A 20298-nucleotide genomic window follows, 5' to 3' on the forward strand; every position below is an offset into this window, starting at 1 on the left:
AGCCCGAAGAAATGATGCAGCAACTCGCGGGCTATGCCCCGACCCCGATGGCCGCTCGTATGGAGAACCACGGCCGCACGATGCTCAAGGTCGCCATGGCCTCCGGCCAGGACCTTTACGCGCGTACCGGCTCGATGGTGTCGTACGAAGGCTTCATCCAGTACGAGCCCAACCCGCCGGCCGTCCGCCAGATCGCCTCGCAGTGGATCACCGGCGAAGGCGCCCCGATCATGAAGTGCTCCGGCGACGGCCTGCTCTACCTGGCCGACTACGGCGCCGACGTGGTCGTGATCAACCTGAACAACGACTCGCTCTCGGTCAACGGCACCAACCTCCTTGCCTTCGACGCGCACCTGCAGTGGGGCGTCGAGAAGGTCAAGGGCATGGCGAAGTTCGCAGGCCAGGGCCTGTGGAACGTCGAGGTCGCCGGCACCGGCTGGGTGGCCATCACCTCGCGCGGTACGCCGCTGGTCGTCGACTGCGGCCGCGGTGAGGACGAGACGTACGTCGACCCCGACGCCCTGCTCGCCTGGTCCCCGAACCTCAAGGTGAAGGGCAAGCGCAGCTTCAAGGCCTCCTCCCTCGTGGGTCGGGGCAGCGGAGAGGCCTACCAGATGGCCTTCTCCGGCCAGGGGATCGTCGTCGTACAGCCGAGTGAGGACAGCTCCGACCGCCTGCGGGTCCGGGGCTGAGGGGGAGCGAACAGACCATGCAGAGTGCGCTTTTCAGCCAGACCGAGAACCAGACCCAGGAGCGCTACGCCCTGCAGAACCCGCAGCTGCTGCGGGTCGCGCTCCAGGGCCATGACGACCTGCTCGCCCGCAAGGGCGCGATGGTCGCGTACCAGGGCCTGGTCGAGTTCGACGGCGAGTACCAGTCGGCCGGCCAGCGCCGGTCCCGCAGCCGCACGGGCGAGGGCCTCGACCTGATGCGCTGCTCCGGCCAGGGCACCGTCTATCTCGCCAACCTCGCGCAGTACATCCACATCGTGGACGTGGAGCGCGAGGGCCTCACGGTGGACAGCGCGTACGTCCTCGCGCTCGACACCCAGCTCAACCACGAAGTCATCGCGGTGGACAGCCAGTACGGGATCTCCGGATCCGGCAAGTACCAGCTGAACATCACCGGCACCGGCAAGGTCGCGCTGATGACCTCGGGGCAGCCGCTGATGATGCAGGTCACGCCCGAGAAGTACGTGAGCGTCGACGCCGACGCGATCGTCGCCTGGTCGACCTCCCTGCGCGTGCAGATGCAGGCGCAGACGACCAACTCGAGCGTGCGCCGCCGCCGCGGCAACACCGGCGAGGGCTGGGAGCTCAGCTTCCTCGGCCAGGGCTATGTCCTGGTCCAGCCCAGCGAGGTCATGCCGCCGCAGAACGCGGTGATCGGCTCGGGCGTCGCCGCCCAGTTCGGCGCGGGCCAGCAGGGCGCCCGCGGTCAGAACCAGGGCAACGCCTGGTCGTAGCGGGGCAGTTGGCTGTACGGGTGAGGGGCGGGTGCCATCGCGGCGCCCGCCCCTCACACATATCGAGGTACTACAGCTTCGCCCGCGTCCGCTCCAGGAGCCGTACGACCGACGTATCGGCCACGTCCGCCACCTCGTCGTACGCGTACCACTTCAGATCCAGCGACTCCTCGCTGATCGCCTCGACCGCACCGGCCGGCGCGAGCGCCGCGTACTGGACGTCCAGGTGCCAGTTGCAGGGCGCCGGAATCGGATGCCGGTCCAGGCGCACCGGGCCGCCGTCGAGCAGCGTGAGCCCCTCGACACCGGACTCCTCGGTGGCCTCCCGCAGCGCGGCGGCCTCCATCGAGACATCGCCCGGCTCGCAGTGGCCGCCCATCTGAAGCCACATGTTCAGCTTCTTGTGCAGCGTGAGCAGCACCTTGCCGCGCGACGGGTCGATCACCAGAGCGCTGGCCGTCAGATGCCCGGCCTCGCAGGCCTTCCACATGCCGTCCGGGTGCGCCGCCAGGTGATCCAGATACGTCTGGCGCAGCTCTTCCTGGTCCTCGTACGCCTTCAGTACGAGGACCGCGTCTTCGTGCAGGCTCACTTGCTGTCGTCGCCCTCTTCGTCGTCCTTCTTGTCCTTACGAAGGTCGGGCTTCGAGCCGCCCGCCGCCTCGCCCAGCATCTTGTCGATCGCGTCGAAGTCCAGCTTCGGCTCGTCGTCCGACGCGGAGTCCGGGCCCTGGTCGCCGCGGTGCACGAAGCCGTCCGGGTCGTCCAGGTCCTTTGCGGTCGGCAGCATGTCCGGGTGCGCCCACAGACCGTCGCGGCCGTCGAGGCCACGGGCGTCGGTCAGCGAGGCCCACAGCCGCGCGGCGTCGCGAAGACGGCGCGGACGCAGCTCGAGACCGATCAGGGTCGCGAAGGTCTGCTCGGCGGGACCACCGCTCGCGCGGCGCCGGCGCAGGGTCTCGCGCAGGGCGCTCGCCGAGGTCAGACGGTCCTTCGCGGCCTCGTACACCACGGCGTCCACCCAGCCCTCGACCAGCGCGAGCGCCGTCTCCAGACGGGCGAGCGCGGCCTTCTGCTCGGGGGTGTCCTGGGGCTGGAACATGCCCTGCTGCAGTGCGTTCTGCAGCTCCTCCGGGTTCGACGGGTCGAACTGGCCGACCACGTCCTCCAGCTTGGAGGTGTCCACCTTGATCCCGCGCGCATAGCCCTCGACCGCGCCGAACAGGTGCGAGCGCAGCCACGGGACGTGCGCGAAGAGCCGCTGGTGGGCGGCCTCGCGCAGGGCGAGGTACAGCCGCACCTCGTTCTGGTCGATGCCCAGGTCCTTGCCGAACGCCTGGATGTTCACCGGAAGCAGCGCTGCCTTGCCGGCCGGGCCGAGCGGCAGACCGATGTCCGTGGAGCCGACGACCTCGCCCGCGAGCACGCCCACGGCCTGGCCGATCTGCTGGCCGAACATGGCGCCGCCCATGGACCGCATCATCCCGATCAGCGGGCCCGCCATGGCCTGCATCTCCTCGGGCAGTACGTCGCCCATGGCCGCGCCCACGCGCTCCGCCACCGGGTCCACGAGCTCCTGCCAGACCGGGATGGTCGCCTCGACCCACTCGGCGCGCGACCAGGCCACGGCCGTGTTCGCGCCCGAGGGCAGCGAGGTCACGCCGTCGAGCCACAGGTCCGCCAGGCGCACGGCCTCCTCGACCGCGGCGCGCTCCGCCGTGCCGACGCTCGCGTCCTTGGTTCCGTCCGCGGTGCCCTGCGAGACGGTCTGGCGGGCGATCTGCTTCGCCATGTCCCAGTTCACCGGGCCGCCCTCGTACGAGAGCATCTGGCCGAGCTGCTGGAAGGCGGCGCCCAGGTCGTTCGGGTTCATCGACCCGAACATCGCGGCGAACGGGTTGTCGCCGCCCGGACCGCCCGGGCCGCCGGGACCGCCGGCCCCCGGGAACCCGAAAGCGAAGGGGTTCCCCGGAACGCCGCCCTGGCCACCGCCGCCCTGCTGGTCCTTCTTCTTGCCCTCGTCGCCGTCTTCCGGCTCCTCCGGCGGAAGGCCGAATCCGAATGGGGTGTCACTCACGGGAATCCTCGGCTCGTAGGGCCGCCGGCTTCATACCGACGGCGACTGCCCGACAACACCACCCAGCGTAGACACCCGGCCCGCTTCGGGCCTCGGTGCTCCGCCACCGCAGGGCCTGCGGCAGGATGGACGCCACCTGGTACGTACGCGTCATTCATGTACGTACTGAAGACAACCGCTGGAGACGCCTGGTGAGTTCCCCGGATCCGAAGGTTCGCGCAGCGCGAAACGACTCAACCCCCGTCGCGCGCGGCCCCGTGGTCGCCGTGACCGGCGCCGCCACCGGCGTGGGCGCCCGGCTCGTCGAGCGACTGGCCGCTTCCGACGAGATCAAGCAGGTCATCGCCATCGACGAGCGGCGCGGAGAGTGCGCGGCCGCCCAGTGGCACATCCTGGACGTACGGGACCCGGCGATCGCCGAGAAGCTGCGCGGCGCCGACGTCGTCGTCCATCTCGCACTCGACCTCGACCTGGAGACCGACGCCGCCGCCCGCACCGCGTACAACGTGCGCGGCACCCAGACCGTGCTCACCGCGGCCGCCGCGGCCGGCGTCCACCGTGTGGTCCTGTGCACGTCCGCGATGGTCTACGGCGCCCTGCCCGAGAACGAGCTCCCCCTCTCCGAGGACTCCGAGCTCAAGGCCACCGCCGAGGCCACCGGCGTCGGCGACCTGCTCGAGATCGAGCGCCTGGCCCGCCGCGCGCCCCGCGCCCACCCCGGCCTCAACGTCACCGTCCTGCGCCCCGCGGTCCTGGTCGGCGGCACCGACACGGCCCTCACCCGCTACTTCGAGTCCCCGCGCCTCCTGGTCGTGGCCGGCTCCCGTCCGACCTGGCAGTTCTGCCACGTCGACGACCTGTGCAGCGCTCTCGAATACGCGGTCCTGGAGAAGGTCGAAGGCGACCTTGCGGTCGGCTGCGACGGCTGGCTCGAACAGGAGGAGGTCGAGGAGCTCAGCGGCATCCGCCGCATGGAGCTGCCCTCGACGGTCGCCCTCGGCGCCGCCGCCCGCCTCCACCGCATCGGCCTGACCCCGTCCCCGGCGGGCGACCTCGCGTACACGATGCACCCGTGGGTCGTCAGCGTCAGCCGCCTGCACGACGCGGGCTGGCGCCCGCAGTGGACCAACGAGGAAGTCCTCGCCGAACTCCTCGCGGAGGTCGAGGGCCGCCACACGGTCGCGGGCCGCCGCCTGGGCCGCAAGGACGCCACGGCGGCGGGCGCGGCAGGCGCCACGGTCGCGCTGCTTGGCGCGGCGGCGGTGGTACGGCGGGCTCGCAAGCGGCGGGGGGTCTGAGCGGGCCGGCCACGGCAGTGCGGGGTGCTGCGCTACGGTGCATCGCCGTGGACGCTGCTGATCTCGACTACCGTGCCCGGACGCAGTCCGGGGGCATCCCGCCGCATCTGGTCTCCCGGCTCCTGGAACTCGGCCATGACGCGGCGGTCGAGTACTGGGCCCACCGTGAAGAGTGGTTCTGTGCGCGGGAGTGGGCGCGGCTGCTCGGCGAGCGGGACCAGCGGGCCGAGGCCCTGGAGGTCCTCGCCCCTTACCTCGCCACGGGCTGGTGGACCGCTGTGCAGAGCACGACGGAACTGCTGGAGAGCTGGGGGCGGGCCGACGAGGCAATCGCCCTGAGCCGAGCTCGCATGAAAGCAGGCCATCCGTCGGCGCTGGAGTTCCACGCGCGACTGCTCGCCCGGCACGGCCACGGTGACGAGGCGTTCCGCCTTGCGCGGCCGTATATCGACGACTTGGCCGTCGCCGCGGCGCTGGTCGAGGTGGCGGACGCGGCCGGCCGTAACGAGGAAGCGGCCGCATTGCTCGCCGCTCTGATTCCCGCCGACCATCGATGCGACTCCCCGTGGTGCTGCCGCGGCCTGGATGCGGACACGGCGATCAGCCTGCTGGCCACCATCCGTGAACGTCAGGGACGCCTCGACGAAGCGGTAGCCCTGCTGCGCACCCGGAACATCACGTCGGTCAACGGCCGCGATCAACTGGCCGACCTGCTGGCCCGGCACGACCGGATCGAGGAACTGCGCGCCTACGCCGCGACTGAGGGCCTGGGCCATGCCGTGCAGAGTCTGGCCGAGCTGTTGGAACTGCGTGGCGACGTGGAGGGCGCGATCGGCGTATACCAGCAGACCGACGAGTCTCCGGGCGGCGACCCCAACTCCGCCTACCTGCTCGCGCAGCTCCTGACCCGGCACGGCCGCGGAAGCGAAGCGATCGACGTGCTGCGCGCTCAGGCGGAGGCCCGCAACGGAGACGACTGGATCCTCCACGCCCTCGCCGAGCAGTGCCACGCGCAGGGCCGCCCCGCAGAGGGCTTGGCGCACCTCGACGCCCTCGCTGCCGCCCGCGGGGGCGAGGAGCAGTGGGACCTGTACTGGATCCGGCTGTCGCTGATCGCCGCCCACGACGGCGTCGACGCGGCGATCGCGCAGGCCCGCGCCCACCCTGAGAGCGGTACCCCGTACGCGGCTTCACACATCGCCGAGCTGCTGGCCGGGGCAGGACGGACCGACGAGGCCGTCGCCGTTCTCGAACGGCACGCGTCGCCCGAAAGACATCAGCTTGCCGGTTACCTCATCGAGCTCGGCCGTGTCGAGGACGCCGTGAGAGTCCTCCACCGGCCCGTCGCGGCCCCGCCCGATCCGCTGGGCACTCCCGGGTGTGACGACGAGCCGCCGTTCTGACCTTCCGGCCTGTAGGACCCTCCGACACCCACCCCCGTACACCCGGTCGAAACCGCTATTCCGCGATCTCGCTCCCGTACGGCACGATGGAGGGCATGGCTGCACGGTATGACCACCCAGGCGAGCAGGCGGCGCAGGATCCGATCCGGCTGCTCGCGATCCGCGAGACCCCGCTCTCGGTCGACGAGGTCTTCACGGCCGTCGGCGACAGCGCGGCCGGCGGCACCACGCTCTTCGTGGGCACCGTGCGCAACCACGACGGGGGCGCCGACGTCGACGCGCTCGGCTACTCCTGCCACCCCTCCGCCGAGGCCGAGCTGCGCCGCGTCGCCGAGAAGGTCTGCGCCGACTACCCGGTACGGGCCCTCGCGGCCGTCCACCGCGTGGGCGACCTCGAAGTGGGTGACATCGCGGTGGTCGTCGCCGTGTCCTGCCCGCACCGGGGCGAGGCCTTCGAGGCCTCCCGGCAGCTGATCGACACCCTCAAGCACGAGGTCCCGATCTGGAAGCACCAGAAGTTCTCCGACGGTACGGAGGAGTGGGTCGGCGCCTGCTGACCCCGTACGTCACAGGAGGAAGCACCAGTCCCTCCGGTTGCGTAACCCCACCCCCGCCCTGAGCGTTGTCCGTACGGATGGCTAATCTGCTGATCACTCAGTAGTGATCGGTCAGTTGGGGTCGGGAGGTCGGCATGGCATCGCTCGCATGGCTGCTCATTCCGCTTTTCGCCGCGATCGGCGCGGCCCTGTGGGGCAGTTGGGCCACCCGCGCCCGTAAGTCCGGACGCACCGGCGATGTCACCGAGCTCGCGGGGTACGCGAAGTTCCGCGCCGCGATGGAGGACAGCGCGAAAGCGGAAACCGGGACGGACGCGGCCTGACCCCGGTCCGGGCCGCCCGAGCGCCCCGGACGGACCGGCCCCAGGGGTGCACTCGCAGGGGCGTCCCGTACTGTCGTTCCATGCCTCGCCGCACCGCGACCATGCTCGCTTCCACCCTGATGCTGATCGCGCTGCTGTGCGCGGGTGTGCTGATCAAAGTCCCGTACGCGGAGATGACTCCGGGCCCGACGGTGAACACCCTCGGCGAGCACGACGGCGAGCCGGTGCTGCAGATCTCGGGCCACAAGACCTACGAGACGACCGGCAACCTCAACATGACGACGGTCCGCGTCACCAGCGCCGACTACAAGATGAACCTCTTCGAGGCCGTCTACGGCTGGATCGCGCACGACAACGTCGTCGTACCGCACGACACCCTCTACCCGGACGGGAAGACGGAGGAGCAGTCGACGCAGGAGAACGCCGAGGAGTTCAGCCAGTCCCAGGAGAGCGCCAAGGTCGCCGCGCTCAAGGAGCTGGACATCCCGGTGAAGTCCCGGGTCGTCGTCGCCACCGTTCTCAAGGACAGCCCGTCCGAGGGCAGGCTGCACGCCGGTGATGTGATCAAGGCCGTGGACGGCACCGCGGTCGAGCAGCCCGACGACGTCGCCAAGCTGGTGACCAAGCACAAGCCGGGCGAGGACGTCGTGTTCACGATCGTGCCCGCCAAGGAGGCCGCCGCGGCCGAGAAGGCCGGCAAGGAGGCCACGGCCACCGAGAAGATCACCATCACCACGGAGAAGGCTCCCGAGGGCGACCGGGCGATCGTCGGCATCCAGGCCGGGACCGATCACACGTTCCCGTTCACCATCGACATCAAGCTCGCCGACGTCGGCGGTCCGAGCGCCGGCCTGATGTTCGCGCTCGGCATCGTCGACAAGCTGACCCCCGAGGACCTCACGGGCGGAAAGTTCGTCGCGGGCACCGGCACCATCGACGACAGCGGCAAGGTCGGTCCGATCGGCGGCATCGAGATGAAGACGGTCGGCGCCCGCAGCAAGGGCGCGGAGTACTTCCTCACCCCCGAGGCCAACTGCGCCTCGGCCGCCAAGGACATCCCCGACGGCCTCACCCTGGTCAAGGTCGAGACCATCGACGACGCGGTGGACTCCCTGGACAAGATCCGCGCGGGCAAGACCTCCGACCTGCCCTCCTGCTCCGCCAAGTAGGCGAGTGGCGAGCAGTCGGGTAGCGAGCGGTCGAGTACCAAGCAGCCGAGTACCAAGCAGTCGAGTTCCAAGCAGTCGATACGAGGAGGGGGCGCCGCATCCGATGCGGCGCCCCCTCCTCGTATCCGAGGGTCCGAGGGACAGAGCCTCAGCCGGCGAACGTCGCCGCGAGCGCCTCCGCAAGCCCCGGCACCAGGTCCGAGCCGGTCAGAACGTCCCTCGGCGAGTCCTTCTCGCGCAGCCGCAGCGCCGACTCGCGCGTGCCGTTGCGCAACACTCCCACCGTCATGCGCACCTCCTGACGGTCCGGGTGCTTGCCGACCCACGCGGCCAGCTGCTTCTCGCTCAGACCGTCCGGAACCGAGGCCTCCGCCGACGGCGGCAGCATCAGACGCTCGACGGTGAGCGCACAGCCGGCCACCGCGTCGGGCCAGGCGATCGTGCCGAGGAACTCGTCCAGCGGGGCGCCGGCGGGCAGTTCGTCCTGCTCGATGGGGGTCAGCGCGCCGGCCGTCTCCTCACCGGTCAGACCGAGCCGGTCGGCCAGGCCCGGTTCCTGCGCGCGCAGCTTGGCGGTGTCCACCAGGGCGAACAGACGGGCGGGCTGATCCCAGCCGAGACCGCCGACATACTCGTCGATTTCGAGTACGGCACGGGTCAGCGGGCTCGCGGCCATCGGGGGGCCGGAGGGAGAAACATTCGACATGGCCCATATCCTGCCTGGTTCAGACCCCGGACGAAGAACTCAGCCGCACCGACTCGGACATCACGGATCGGAAACGCCAACCCCGGTCCGGGAACTGAGTAAAGCTTCAGTAAGTTGCACGAGTGGGCTCTACGATCGCGGAGCCCCCACACCGACCGCCGAACTTCGAGGTGCGCACCTTGGCTTTCCAGATGCCGGACCGCGGCTCAGGCCCCCCTTCGGGGCCACGGATCAGAGTGGGCCGTCCGTCCCGGCGTGTCCGCACCCTGCTGATGACGCTCGGCGTCCTCGCCGTGCTTTTCATGGCGTTCGTGATGTTCGCCGGGTTCTGGACGGACTGGCTGTGGTACCGGTCGGTCGACTACTCCTCGGTGTTCGCCAAGACCCTGTGGACCAAGATCGGTCTGTTCGCCGTCTTCGGTCTCCTGATGGCCGCGGCCGTCGGCGTCAACATCTGGCTCGCGCACCGGCTGCGCCCGCCGCTGAGCGCCATGTCGCTCGAGCAGCAGAGCCTCGACCGCTACCGCATGGGCATCGCCCCGTACAAGAAGTGGATCCTGCTCGCGATCACCGCCCTGGTGGGCCTGATCGCCGGCGCGTCCGCCGCGGGCCAGTGGCGTACGTGGCTGATGTGGGTGAACGGGGTGCCGTTCAACCAGAAGGACCCCCAGTTCGGCCTGGACGTGGCGTTCTACGCGTTCGATCTGCCCTGGTACCGCTTCATGCTCGGCTTCGGCTTCGCGGCCGCCGTGCTCTCGCTGATCGCCGCCGCGCTCACGCACTATCTGTACGGCGGACTGCGGGTCACCGGCGGCGCCCGCGCCACCTCGGCCGCGACCGGTCATCTCTCCGTCCTTCTCGGCCTGTTCGTGGCCCTGAAGGCGGTGGCGTACTGGCTCGACCGCTACGGACTCGCGGTCAAGTCCAGTGACTTCAAGGCCACCGGCAACTGGACGGGTCTGCGCTACGTCGACGCCAACGCGTATCTGCCGGCGAAGACCATCCTGTTCTGCATCGCGGCCATCTGCGCCGTGCTGTTCTTCGCGACGCTGTGGCGCCGCACCTGGCAGCTGCCCGTCATCGGCTTCGGTCTGATGGTGCTCTCGGCGATCCTGATCGGCGGTCTCTACCCGGCGATCGTGCAGAAGTTCCAGGTCGAGCCGAACGAGCAGGCCAAGGAGCAGGAGTACATCGAGAAGAACATCGAGGCCACGCGCAAGGCGTACGACATCGATGGCGTCCAGATCACGGACTACTCGGGCAAGGGCAAGACCGGTGACTCCGACACCGCGAAGGCCGACCAGCGCAAGCAGGCGGACGCCCAGGCCAGTTACCGCCTGATCGATCCCAACGTGGTGGGCCCGACCTTCGACACGCTGCAGCGGCTGCGCAAGTACTACCAGTTCCCGACCACGCTCGACGTCGACCGCTACAAGGACGCCTCGGGCAAGGAGCAGGACACCGTCATCGGTCTGCGCGAGCTGGACCTCGACGGCATCCCGAAGCGGAACTGGATCAACGACCACTTCACGTACACCCACGGCTATGGCGCGATCACGGCCAAGGGGACCGGCACGGACCCGAACGCCGACCCGGCGGGCTCCCCGGAGTTCACCGACAAGGGCCTGCCGACCACGGGTCAGCTGCCCAAGGGGTACCAGCAGCGGATCTACTACGGCGAGAAGACCGAGCAGTACTCGATCGTCGGCGGTCCGCAGAAGGAGCTCGACTACGAGAAGGACGGCGAGCAGACCACCAGCTACAAGGGCGACAGCGGGGTCAACCTCTCCAACCCGATCAACCGGGCTGCCTACGCGGTCGCGTTCAGCGAGCCGCAGATCATGTACTCGGGTGCGATCGGCGAGGGTTCGAAGATCCTCTACAACCGCACGCCCAAGGAGCGCGTCGAGGCCGTCGCCCCCTGGCTGACCATCGACGGCGACGCCTATCCGGCGGTCGTCGACGGCCGGATCCAGTGGATCGTCGACGCCTACACGACGACGAACGGCTATCCGTACGCCTCGCGCACCACGCTCGGCGACACCACGGCCGACTCGCTGACGGCGGCCAACAACCAGCGTGCGGTGGTGGCCCAGCAGAACCAGGTCAACTACATCCGCAACTCGGTGAAGGCCACCGTCGACGCGTACGACGGCAAGGTGAAGCTCTACCAGTGGGACGAGAAGGACCCGGTCCTCAAGACGTGGATGAACGCGTTCCCGGGCACGGTCGAGAAGAAGAGCGCGATCTCGCCCGAGCTCAAGGAGCACCTGCGCTACCCGCAGGACCTGTTCAAGGTGCAGCGCGAGCTGCTCACCCGGTACCACGTCACCGAGGCGCCGCAGTTCTACAGCGGTTCGGACGTCTGGCAGGTGCCGGACGACCCGACCAACAAGGAGAAGAACGCGGTCCCGCCGTACTACCTGAGCCTGAAGATGCCGGAGCAGGGCAAGACGCCGGCGCAGCAGGATCAGAAGTTCTCGCTGACGACCACGTTCACGCCCAACGGCCGGCCGAATCTGCAGGCGTTCATGGCGGTCGACGCCGATGCCAACAGCAGCGAGTACGGGACGATAAGAGTCCTGAACGTGAAATCGGAAGTGCCAGGACCCCAACAGGTCCAGTCCGAACTCAACGGCAACAACGAAGTCGCGACCTTCGTCCGCGACCTCAGAGGCACGGACTCGGACATCGTCTACGGAAATCTCCTGACGATCCCGCTGGACGAGGGCTTCCTGTATGTCGAACCGGTCTACGTCAAGGGTGGTAACGCCAACTACCCGCTTCTGAAGAAGGTCGGCGTCTCCTATACGGGCGCGCGCGACCCCGTCTTCAAGGACACCCTCGCGGAGAGCTTCGACGCGGTCTTCGGGGCACAAGGCGCCGATCCCGAGGTGCCACCCTCCGAGGACCCGGACAAGCCCACGCCACCGCCCTCCAGCGACCCGACGGTCAAGGAGGCGCTGGACGAGGCGCAGAAGGCCTTCGACGAGGCCGACAAGGCGCTGAAGGCGGGCGACCTCTCCGGCTACGACGAGGCCATGAAGAAGGCCGAGGAGGCTGTGAAGCGAGCCATCGAGGCCGAGGGCAAGGCCCGCAAGGACGACTGAGCTGGTCAAAGCTCCGTCCCGCGCCGTGGTACGGTTTGGACACAACGGCGCGGGGTGGAGCAGCTCGGTAGCTCGCTGGGCTCATAACCCAGAGGTCGCAGGTTCAAATCCTGTCCCCGCTACTGAAGACCGAGGCCCGGATCTCTTGAAGATCCGGGCCTCAGTCATGTCCGGGGCCGGGGCATCGGTCGCGTCCGGGGCGGGGCATCGGTCACGTCCAGGGCCGGAGCTCACCATGTCCGGCGGCCTCCGTGACCGCTCTCGTACTCATGTCCCTTGAACGCGGGGGCAGTTGATACCTGTGAGTGTGACAACTGCGCCGTGCGGGGGGAGTTGGCAGATCTGTGTTTGACTTGTCTCCCTGTGGGCATGTCGACAAAACGCTGAAGTGACCTCACAGGTCGGGGTATACCAGGTGTACCCGGGTTGCAGGTGGTGCGACGATGGAACTTATGGGGGACAGGGCAACTCTGTTGGAGACAGGGCGACTTCCGCAGTCGGCCGACCGGGAGGATCCGGCCACGGCCGTCGATGAGGCACGCCATCGCCATGCCGCCGAATGCGGCGACATCGCCTCGATGAGCGTCCTCGGCTCCCTGCTCCTTCGCCGCGGCGACCTCGACGCCGCCGAGCCCTATCTGCGCAAGGCCACCGCCGACGGCGACCGCGCGGCCGCCAACAACCTGGGTGTGCTCCTCCATCAGCGCGGCTACGCGGACGAGGCCGCCGGGTGGTGGCGGATCGCCGCCGTGGCCGGCAGCGCCGCGGCCGCGCACGCCCTCGGCCGCCACCACCGCGAGCGCGGTGACGAGCCGGCCGCCGAGTACTGGCTGCGCCAGTCCGCCGAACAGGGCCACGCCCTGGGCGCCTACGCGCTCGCCGACCTCCTCGAGCACCGCAGCGACGTCGGCGCCGAGCGTTGGATGCGCGCCGCCGCCGAGCGCGGCCACCGGGAGGCCGCGTACCGCCTGGCCCGCGCCCTGGAGCGCCGCGCGGCCGAGACCCGGGGCGCCCTGACCGGTACGGCGCCCGTGGCGCGGTCTTTCGGGCAGGGCGCGGACTCCGCGTACGACAACAGCGCGGACCGCTCGTACGCGAACGGCGGCGCCTCCCCGTCCGCGCAGGAGACCCCCGAACCCGACACCGGCAGCCGCATCCTCGGCGGCAGCCTGCTCGCCGAGGCCGAGCAGTGGTACCGGCAGGCCGCCGCGCGCGGCCACCGCAGGGCCGCGCTGCAGCTCGGCGCGATCCTGGAGCGCCGCGGCGATCTCAAGGAGGCCGGACGCTGGTACCTCACGTCCGCCAAGGACGGCGAGGCCCGCGCCGCCTGCGCGCTCGGCTTCCTGCTCCGCGACGCCGGCGACGAGGACAGCGCCGCCGTGTGGTGGCTGAAAGCCGCCCAGAACGGCGACGGCAACGCGGCCAACGCGCTGGGCGCCCTGCACGCCGAGCGCGGCGAGACCCAGACCGCCGAGCGCTGGTACCGCGCCGCCATGGACGCGGGCGATGTGAACGGTGCGTACAACCTCGGTCTGCTCTGCGCCGCGCAGAAGCGCAGCCGCCAGGCCGAGCAGTGGTACCGCCGCGCCGCCTACGCCGGTCACCGCGAGGCCGCCAACGCCCTTGCCGTGCTGCTGATGCAGGCCGGTGACGCCTCGGGCGCCGAGCCCTGGTTCTCCAAGGCGGCCGAGGCCGGCAGCGTGGACGCCGCCTTCAACCTCGGCATCCTCTACGCGGGTCGCGACGACGAGCCCGTGGCCTTCGAGTGGTACGAGCGGGCCGCCGCGGCCGGGCACACCGAGGCCGCGCTGCAGGTCGGTATCGCCCACCTTCGCGAGGGCGACCGGCAGAGCGCCGAGAGGCATCTGCGCTGCGCGGCGGGCGGTGGCAGCGCCGAGGCCGCGTACCGGCTCGGCACCGTCCTCGACCGGGGACCCCGTGACGGCCGCCATGGCGTCGCGCTCGGCGAGGTCGCGGCCGAGAAGACCGAGTGCGAGGAGTGGTACGAGCGGGCCGCCGAGCTCGGGCACCGGCGGGCGCAGGTGCGGATGGGCACCTTCGCCGCGGCTCGTGACGATGTGGTCGAGGCGGCGCGCTGGTACCGGATGGCCGCGGAGGCGGGCAGCCTCGGCGGCGCGTTCAACCTCGGACTGCTGCTCGCCCGCGAGGGCAGCGAGCCCGAGGCCCTCGTCTGGTGGCAGCGCGCTGCCGACGCCGGGCACGGCCGGGCGGCGCTCCGGCTCGCCCTGCTCTACGCGCGTCGGAGCGATCTTCCCGAGGCCCAGCGCTGGTGCGCCAAGGCCGTCTCGTACGGGCCCGCCGAGGTGAGCGAACGGGCCGCGCGCCTGAGCGAGGCGCTGCAGCAGGAGCTCACGGCCTAGCGTCGCAGCGGCCTGGGGAACGGATTTGCGCTGGTCGTCGCCCTGACGTAGAGTCGGGTTTACCGACGCGGGGTGGAGCAGCTCGGTAGCTCGCTGGGCTCATAACCCAGAGGTCGCAGGTTCAAATCCTGTCCCCGCTACTGAATGAAGAAGGCCCGGATCCTCAGGATCCGGGCCTTCTTCATATGCGCTCAACGTCGGCTCACATCTTGTGCCCGACCGCCTCCGCGTAGAAGGACCGGTCCACGGCCTTGTCCTCCGGCACCCGGTCGCCCTCCGCGACCCCGGCCTCCGCGTACGCGTCCTGCAGCCGGTCCGTGGTGCCCTTGCGCAGCTCCCAGTCCATCCGCAGGGACGGCGTCGACTTCACGATCGCCTCGTCGATCTTCAGGAGCTTCGCCAGCTCCGTGACGAAGGCCGGATCGGACTTGTAGTCGCCCGCGAAGTACGTGTTGATCGTGCGGACGTACGCGCGCAGGAAGGCGACCCCGGCGTCCTTGTCCTCGGTGAGCAGATTCGGCCCGAACAGGGCGCCGCCCAAGGGCTCGCCCAGCGGCTGACCGCCGAGGAACGCGAACTCGTCCTTCCCGTCGACCTTGCGCCACACCGGGTCGAGCAGCCAGGCCGAGTCCACGCCGCCGTTCTCCAGTGCGGTCAGGACGTCCGCCGAGCCCAGCTGGCGGAAGTCCACCTTGTCGAGCCCGCCGCCGTGCTGTGTGAGCGCCTTGCTCATCGGATACGCGATCACCGAGCCCTTGCCGATCATCGTGCCGAGCTTGCGGCCGGCCATCGGCACCTTCGTGGCGGTCTCGCCGTCCTTGAGCCGCACCCACAGGCCGCTCTTGGACTCGGGGTCGGGCGAGAAGTTGCCGGCCACCCACTTGATGTCGAAGCCGCCGTTGATGCCGTTCATCACGGCCGCCTCGGGCGCGGCCCACTGGGCGTCGATATCGCCCTTGGCGAGCAGCGGCAGGGCGTCCGGGGTCGGCAGCACCTTCAGCTCGACATCCAGGCCCTCCTTCTTGAACTCGCCCTTCTGTACGGCCACTTGGAGCGGCGCCACGTACTCGGCGCTCAGCGTGCCGGTCGCCACGACCAGCTTGCGTTCCTTCTTCAGCTTCTGCGGGGCAGGCGTGCCCTTGTCGCAGCGAGCGGGCTCGCGGGCCTCGGCGAGGTCGGCCGGGTCGGTCCAGCCGTTCGCGGCGCAGCCCGCGACCACCTTGATGTCCCGGGGCTTCGCGGACTGCGCCGGTGCGTCGTCCTCCTTGGCGCAGGCCGTGGACGCGAGCAGGGCGCCTGCCAGGAGCAGCGCGGGGATCGCCTTGCGGGTGTGCATGCAGTGCCTCCGTACGTACGGGCTGAGACTCGATCAGGACTGGCCGCGGCCGCGGTCGCGTGGCGCCCAGGGGGTGAGGAACCGCCCGGCGATCCGGACCAGTTCGGAGAAGAGGACGCCGAGCACGGCGACGCAGACGATGCCGACGAACATCACGTCGTTCTGGAAGAGCGCCCGCGAGTCGAAGATCAGATGGCCGAGGCCGTCGGACGCGGCGATGGACTCCGAGGCGACGATCACCAGGACCGCGACTCCCGCCGCGATCCGCGCGCCGACCAGGACCGCGGGCAGCGAGGCGGGCAGCAGGACGTGCCGGAACATCTGCCAGGGCGAGGCGCCGAAGACCTGGCCGGCGTCGCGGTGGCCGTCCGGTACGGCGAGCACGGCGGCCATGGTGGAGATCCACACGAAGAAGAACACGGTCGCGGCGACCAGTGCGATCTGCGGTCCTTCGCCGAGCCCGAACATGTTGAGGAAGATGGGCAGGAGGGCCAGCTTCGGTACGACGTAGAGCGCGTCGAGGAGGGGCTCGAGTGCCGCGCGTACGAGGGAGAGCGAGCCCATCAGAAGGCCGAGCACATAGCCCGCGACGGTGCCGATCGCATAGCCGGCCAGGACGCGCTTGAGCGTGGCCCAGACGTCCGGCCACAGCTCTCCGTCGGCGGCGCGCTCCCAGCCGTCCTCGATGATCGTCTGCGGGGCGGGATAGATGCGGTCGTCGATCCAGCCCTGTACGGCGGCCAGTTGCCACAGCAGGACGAGGGCGACGGGCACGGCGATGGCGAGGGAGATCTCCAGGGTGCGCCGGCGCCGGTGGGTGCGGGCGGGCTGGAGTTCCTGCGGGCCCGGCTTGCGGACGAGGATGCCCTCGGTCTCCTTGCCGGGGCTCTTCGGGCTCTTCGGGTTCTTGGTGCTCTTGGTGTTTTTGGTGAGACTCATGCCGGCACCGCCTCCGTACGGACCTCGCCGCGCAGGAGCTCCCACAACTCGCTCTTCAGGGCGGTGAATTCAGGGGTGTCGCGGACGGTTCCCGAGCGCGGCCGCTCGAACGGCGGGCGCCGCTCGGCGATCACGCGGCCGGGGCGCGCGGACATCACCAGGACCCGGTCGCCGAGCACGATCGCCTCCTCCAGGCTGTGGGTGATGAAGAGGGTCGTGGTGCGGGTGGTCTGGGTGAGCTCCAGGAGCTCGTCCTGGAGGATCGTGCGCAGCTGGGCGTCGAGCGCGGCGAACGGCTCGTCCATCAGCAGGATCTCGGGTTCTACGGCGAGGGCGCGGGCGATCGCGACGCGCTGGCGCATACCGCCGGAGAGCGCCGCGGGGTAGGCGTCGGCGAAGTCGGCGAGGCCCATGCGGACCAGCCAGTCGCGGGCGCGGGGGTCGGCCTCCTTGCGGGGGACGCGCTGGATGTCGAGTCCGAAGCGGACGTTGGCCAGGACGGTCTTCCAGTCGTAGATGCCGTAGTCCTGGAAGATCATCGCGGCGGGGCGCGGGCTCGACGTGCGGATCTCGAGCGTCCCCGCGCTGGGCCTGAGCAGTCCCGCGGCGATCCTGAGCAGCGTGGACTTTCCGCAGCCGGACGGTCCGACGATGCAGGTGAACTCGCCCGGGGCGATGGCGAGATCGACCGGACCGAGCGCGTTCACCTGCTTCGGGCCGCGTCCGAAGGTGCGGGTGAGGTCGGTGGCGTGCAGTTTGGGCGGCTGGTGCGGTGGGGTCGGGTGCGGGTCTCCCACGGGGTCTCCTTGCGGAATCTGCCTTGCGGAGTGCAACGGTGAGTTTCGGCCGCCGACGACGATATGACGGACCGTCAGATTCGGGAAGGGGGTGGGGACTTGATGGTTGTACGGGGCATGCGGAAAGAGCCCCCGCGTCAGGACGCGGGGGCTCTCGGAAACGGAAAGGTCAGGCGGCGGCGCAGTCCGGGCAGATGCCCCGGTAGGTCACCTCGACGTTGGAGATCGTGAAGCCGAAGCGCTCCGCGTCCGGGAGGTCGGCCAGCGGGTTGCCCGCCGGGTGGACGTCACGGATCGCGCCGCATCGCGCGCACACCAGGTGCTGGTGCGGGCGGTGGGCGTTGGGGTCGTACCGCTTGGCGCGGCGGTCCGTCGAGACCTCGAGGACCTCGCCGAGCGAGACCAGCTCGCCGAGCGTGTTGTAGACGGTGGCGCGGGAGATCTCCGGCAGCCGGGCGGCGGCACGCGCGTGCACCTCGTCGGCGGTCAGATGCATGTGGTCGCCGTCGAGGACCTCGGCCACGACGCGCCGCTGCGCGGTCATGCGCCAGCCGCGTCCGCGCAGTCGATTCAGGAGGTCACTCATGGCCAGAACCCTAACAGTTCAAGGGTCCAGGGCCCCGAATCGATGTGACTTTGGAACCTTGCCCGCCTTGGACCCGGTCCAAGGCGGGCAAGGGCGGGGGCTAGCTCGCCAGCGTGGTGTGCCGGCGGCTGGGTGCCCAGCAGCGGATGATGTCGCGCACGGACACGATGCCCACGGGCTCACGCTCGTCGAGCACGATCAGATGCCGGAAGCCGCCGTGCGCCATCGCCTCGGCGGCGTCCTCCAGGGTCCAGGCGGGTGCGGCGTAGACGACGTCGGTGGTGGTGTGGCGTCCCGCGGTCTCGAAATCCGGGTTCTGTCCGGCGCCGAGGGAGTTGAGGATGTCGCGTTCGGTCAGGATGCCGATCCCGTCGGCGTCGACGTCGAGGACGACGGCCGCGCCGACATGGCGTGCGGACATCAGGCGCGCGGCCTGGCGGAGGGTGTGGTCGGGTCCGATGGTGAGGACCATCGTGCTCATGGCGTCACGGACGAGCATGGGCTGAAGCCACCTCCTAGTCGTGATCCCATCCTCTTAGAGAATGGATTCACAAGTTCACAATGTGGGGGTAGGCTCAGCGTGGCAGGTCAAGAGATGGTCAACAAGGGGGAGCGCGCGGCTAGTTGAGGGCGTACGGGTAGCGCGGCCTGAATCGCAAGCGCGTCAGTACTGCTGGTTCAGGTAGCCGAGCAGCTCGTCGTGGAGCAGTCCGTTCGAGGCCGCGGCGTTGCCGCTGTGCGGTCCCGGCTGCCCGTCGAGGCCGGTGAACGTGCCGCCCGCCTCCGCCACCACGGCCGCGCAGGCCGCCATGTCCCACAGGGAGAGCTCGGGTTCGGCGCAGATGTCGATGGAGCCTTCGGCGACCATCATGTACGGCCAGAAATCGCCGTATCCCCGCGTGCGCCACACCGCGCGCTGCAGCTCCATGAACCCGTCGAGCTGTCCGCGCTGCTCCCAGCCGGTCAGCGAGGAGTACGCGAACGAGGCGTCCTGGATCCGGCTCACCTTCGAGACCTGCAGCCGGGTCGCCGAGGTGAGGCTGCGGCCGGTGTAGGCGCCGCCGCCCTTCGCGGCCCACCAGCGCCGGTTGAGCGCGGGCGCCGAGACCACGCCGACGACCGGCTGGTAACCGCCCTCGCCGGCCTCCATCAGGGAGATCAGGGTGGCCCAGACCGGCACGCCGCGCACATAGTTCTTGGTGCCGTCGATCGGGTCGATCACCCAGCGGCGCGGGCCCGTGCCCTCGACGCCGTACTCCTCGCCGAGGATCGCGTCGCGCGGCCGCGCCCGCTGGAGCTGTCCGCGGATCAGCTCCTCGGCGGCCTTGTCCGCCTCGCTGACCGGCGTCATGTCCGGCTTCGTCTCGACTTTGAGGTCGAGCGCCTTGAACCGGGCCATGGTGGCGCGGTCCGCGGCATCGGCGAGGACATGGGCGAGACGCAGATCATCGTGGTAGTCGGGCATGGTCGAACAGTAGCGATCGTGTACCTCAGGGACCACATGGCCCCGTGGGCGAGGGACGGACGGGTTGCCTCCGGCCCCCTTGACAGTGCGTGCGGGCGAGTCAACTCTCCCCATAGCGGCCCGGCACGGGGAGGCGACCATGCCCGCAGCACGGGAGTCCTTGCTCGACGCGGCGTACACCGCGCTGCAGCGCAGGTCCTGGTCCACGGTCCGGATGGTCGATGTGGCCGCCGTCGCCGGCGTCTCGCGGCAGACCCTCTACAACGAGTTCGGCTCCAAGGACGGTCTGGCCCGTGCGCTCGTACGGCGTGAGACGGACGCGTATCTGGCGGGCGCCGACCGCGCGCTCGCCGAGGGCGGTCTGCCGCGGCTCGCGGAGTGGACCGTCGCGGCGGCCCGTACGAACGCGCTGATCCGGGCCGTCCTGACCGGCTGCTGGGGGCCGCGCCTGCCCGCGCCCCCGCTCACGGCGATCCCGTCGACCTCGGCGGTGCCTGCGCAGCGCCGGGCCGACGGCCCGCTGCCGTCGCCGGCGGACGTGGTGGCGGTCGTACGGGACCGGGCGGTGGCCACCCGGATCGCGCCGGGCGCGGTCAAGGACGAGGCGTCACGGGCTCACCGGGAGTGCGAACTCGCCCTGCGGCTCGCCCTGTCGTGCGTGATCGCGCCGGTGGGGGAGGGTGGGGT

Annotated in this window: 19 protein-coding genes and 2 tRNA genes; 12 read left to right on the top strand and 9 right to left on the bottom strand. The window is 70.2% G+C overall.

Annotated elements, in window-relative coordinates; genetic code table 11:
* Positions 1–11 precede the first annotated feature (11 nt).
* The gene (locus G6045_RS17865) at positions 12–692 is read left to right on the top strand and encodes an AIM24 family protein (protein ID WP_165332976.1); all 681 of its coding nucleotides are present in this window, start codon (positions 12–14) and stop codon (positions 690–692) included.
* Between the two features lie 17 nt (positions 693–709).
* Positions 710–1465 carry an AIM24 family protein gene (locus G6045_RS17870; protein WP_165332977.1) on the top strand — a complete coding sequence of 252 codons (756 nt, stop codon included), beginning with the start codon at positions 710–712 and terminating at the stop codon, positions 1463–1465.
* Between the two features lie 70 nt (positions 1466–1535).
* Here G6045_RS17870 and G6045_RS17875 read toward each other — a convergent pair whose 3' ends face one another.
* Complete coding sequence (locus tag G6045_RS17875; RefSeq protein WP_165332978.1) at positions 1536–2057, bottom strand: NUDIX hydrolase; 522 nt, start codon at positions 2055–2057, stop codon at positions 1536–1538.
* Positions 2054–3541 (bottom strand): zinc-dependent metalloprotease, encoded by a 1488-nt coding sequence (locus G6045_RS17880; RefSeq protein ID WP_165332979.1) that lies wholly within the window; start codon positions 3539–3541, stop codon positions 2054–2056. The genes G6045_RS17875 and G6045_RS17880 overlap by 4 nt, the downstream gene beginning before the upstream one ends.
* A gap of 191 nt (positions 3542–3732) precedes the next feature.
* On the opposite strand from G6045_RS17880, the gene G6045_RS17885 reads away from it, so the two are divergent.
* The 5 genes from G6045_RS17885 (at position 3733) to G6045_RS17905 (ending at position 8291) form a co-directional block, all read left to right on the top strand.
* On the top strand, positions 3733–4839 hold the full coding sequence (locus G6045_RS17885; RefSeq protein WP_165332980.1) for an SDR family oxidoreductase: 1107 nt from the start codon (positions 3733–3735) through the stop codon (positions 4837–4839).
* 47 nt (positions 4840–4886) lie between these two features.
* Entirely contained in the window at positions 4887–6242 is a 1356-nt protein-coding gene (locus G6045_RS17890) for a tetratricopeptide repeat protein (protein ID WP_165332981.1), read from the top strand.
* 95 nt (positions 6243–6337) lie between these two features.
* Positions 6338–6799 (top strand): molybdenum cofactor biosynthesis protein MoaE, encoded by a 462-nt coding sequence (locus tag G6045_RS17895; protein WP_052576868.1) that lies wholly within the window; start codon positions 6338–6340, stop codon positions 6797–6799.
* Between the two features lie 134 nt (positions 6800–6933).
* The gene (locus G6045_RS17900) at positions 6934–7122 is read left to right on the top strand and encodes a hypothetical protein (protein WP_165332982.1); all 189 of its coding nucleotides are present in this window, start codon (positions 6934–6936) and stop codon (positions 7120–7122) included.
* A gap of 80 nt (positions 7123–7202) precedes the next feature.
* A complete protein-coding gene (locus G6045_RS17905; protein ID WP_165332983.1) occupies positions 7203–8291 on the top strand; it encodes a YlbL family protein in 1089 nt (362 codons plus the stop codon).
* Between the two features lie 148 nt (positions 8292–8439).
* Here the strand turns inward: G6045_RS17905 and G6045_RS17910 are convergent, their stop codons facing one another.
* A complete protein-coding gene (locus G6045_RS17910) occupies positions 8440–8997 on the bottom strand; it encodes a PPA1309 family protein (RefSeq protein ID WP_165332984.1) in 558 nt (185 codons plus the stop codon).
* Positions 8998–9188: 191 nt separating this feature from the next.
* On the opposite strand from G6045_RS17910, the gene G6045_RS17915 reads away from it, so the two are divergent.
* From G6045_RS17915 to G6045_RS17930, 4 genes are all read left to right on the top strand, one after another.
* The gene (locus G6045_RS17915; protein ID WP_165332995.1) at positions 9189–12107 is read left to right on the top strand and encodes a UPF0182 family membrane protein; all 2919 of its coding nucleotides are present in this window, start codon (positions 9189–9191) and stop codon (positions 12105–12107) included.
* Positions 12108–12155: 48 nt separating this feature from the next.
* Positions 12156–12229 (top strand) — tRNA-Met (locus tag G6045_RS17920).
* 321 nt (positions 12230–12550) lie between these two features.
* A complete protein-coding gene (locus tag G6045_RS17925; protein ID WP_165332985.1) occupies positions 12551–14488 on the top strand; it encodes a tetratricopeptide repeat protein in 1938 nt (645 codons plus the stop codon).
* Positions 14489–14554: 66 nt separating this feature from the next.
* Positions 14555–14628, top strand: a tRNA-Met gene (locus G6045_RS17930).
* A 62-nt stretch (positions 14629–14690) separates the two neighbouring features.
* On the opposite strand, the gene G6045_RS17935 is transcribed toward G6045_RS17930, so the two are convergent.
* The 6 genes from G6045_RS17935 to hisN all read right to left on the bottom strand — a co-directional run bounded on the left by G6045_RS17935 (position 14691) and on the right by hisN (position 19611).
* Entirely contained in the window at positions 14691–15824 is a 1134-nt protein-coding gene (locus tag G6045_RS17935) for an ABC transporter substrate-binding protein (protein WP_165332986.1), read from the bottom strand.
* A 33-nt stretch (positions 15825–15857) separates the two neighbouring features.
* On the bottom strand, positions 15858–16763 hold the full coding sequence (locus G6045_RS17940; RefSeq protein ID WP_165332987.1) for an ABC transporter permease: 906 nt from the start codon (positions 16761–16763) through the stop codon (positions 15858–15860).
* Entirely contained in the window at positions 16760–17560 is an 801-nt protein-coding gene (locus G6045_RS17945; protein WP_165332988.1) for an ABC transporter ATP-binding protein, read from the bottom strand. Before G6045_RS17945 ends, G6045_RS17940 begins: the two co-directional genes overlap by 4 nt.
* A 169-nt stretch (positions 17561–17729) precedes the next feature.
* Positions 17730–18146: a Fur family transcriptional regulator gene (locus G6045_RS17950; protein WP_165332989.1), complete on the bottom strand. Its 417-nt coding sequence runs from the start codon at positions 18144–18146 to the stop codon at positions 17730–17732.
* A 100-nt stretch (positions 18147–18246) separates the two neighbouring features.
* Complete coding sequence (locus tag G6045_RS17955; RefSeq protein WP_165332990.1) at positions 18247–18645, bottom strand: CBS domain-containing protein; 399 nt, start codon at positions 18643–18645, stop codon at positions 18247–18249.
* 165 nt (positions 18646–18810) lie between these two features.
* Complete coding sequence (gene hisN / locus G6045_RS17960) at positions 18811–19611, bottom strand: histidinol-phosphatase (RefSeq protein WP_165332991.1); 801 nt, start codon at positions 19609–19611, stop codon at positions 18811–18813.
* Positions 19612–19750: 139 nt separating this feature from the next.
* On the opposite strand from hisN, the gene G6045_RS17965 reads away from it, so the two are divergent.
* Positions 19751–20298: TetR/AcrR family transcriptional regulator (locus tag G6045_RS17965; RefSeq protein ID WP_165332992.1), on the top strand; the 548-nt coding region annotated here is incomplete at its 3' end.

The organism is Streptomyces mesophilus (genome assembly GCF_011044995.1).
GTDB classification, from domain to species: Bacteria; Actinomycetota; Actinomycetes; order Streptomycetales; family Streptomycetaceae; genus Streptomyces; species Streptomyces mesophilus.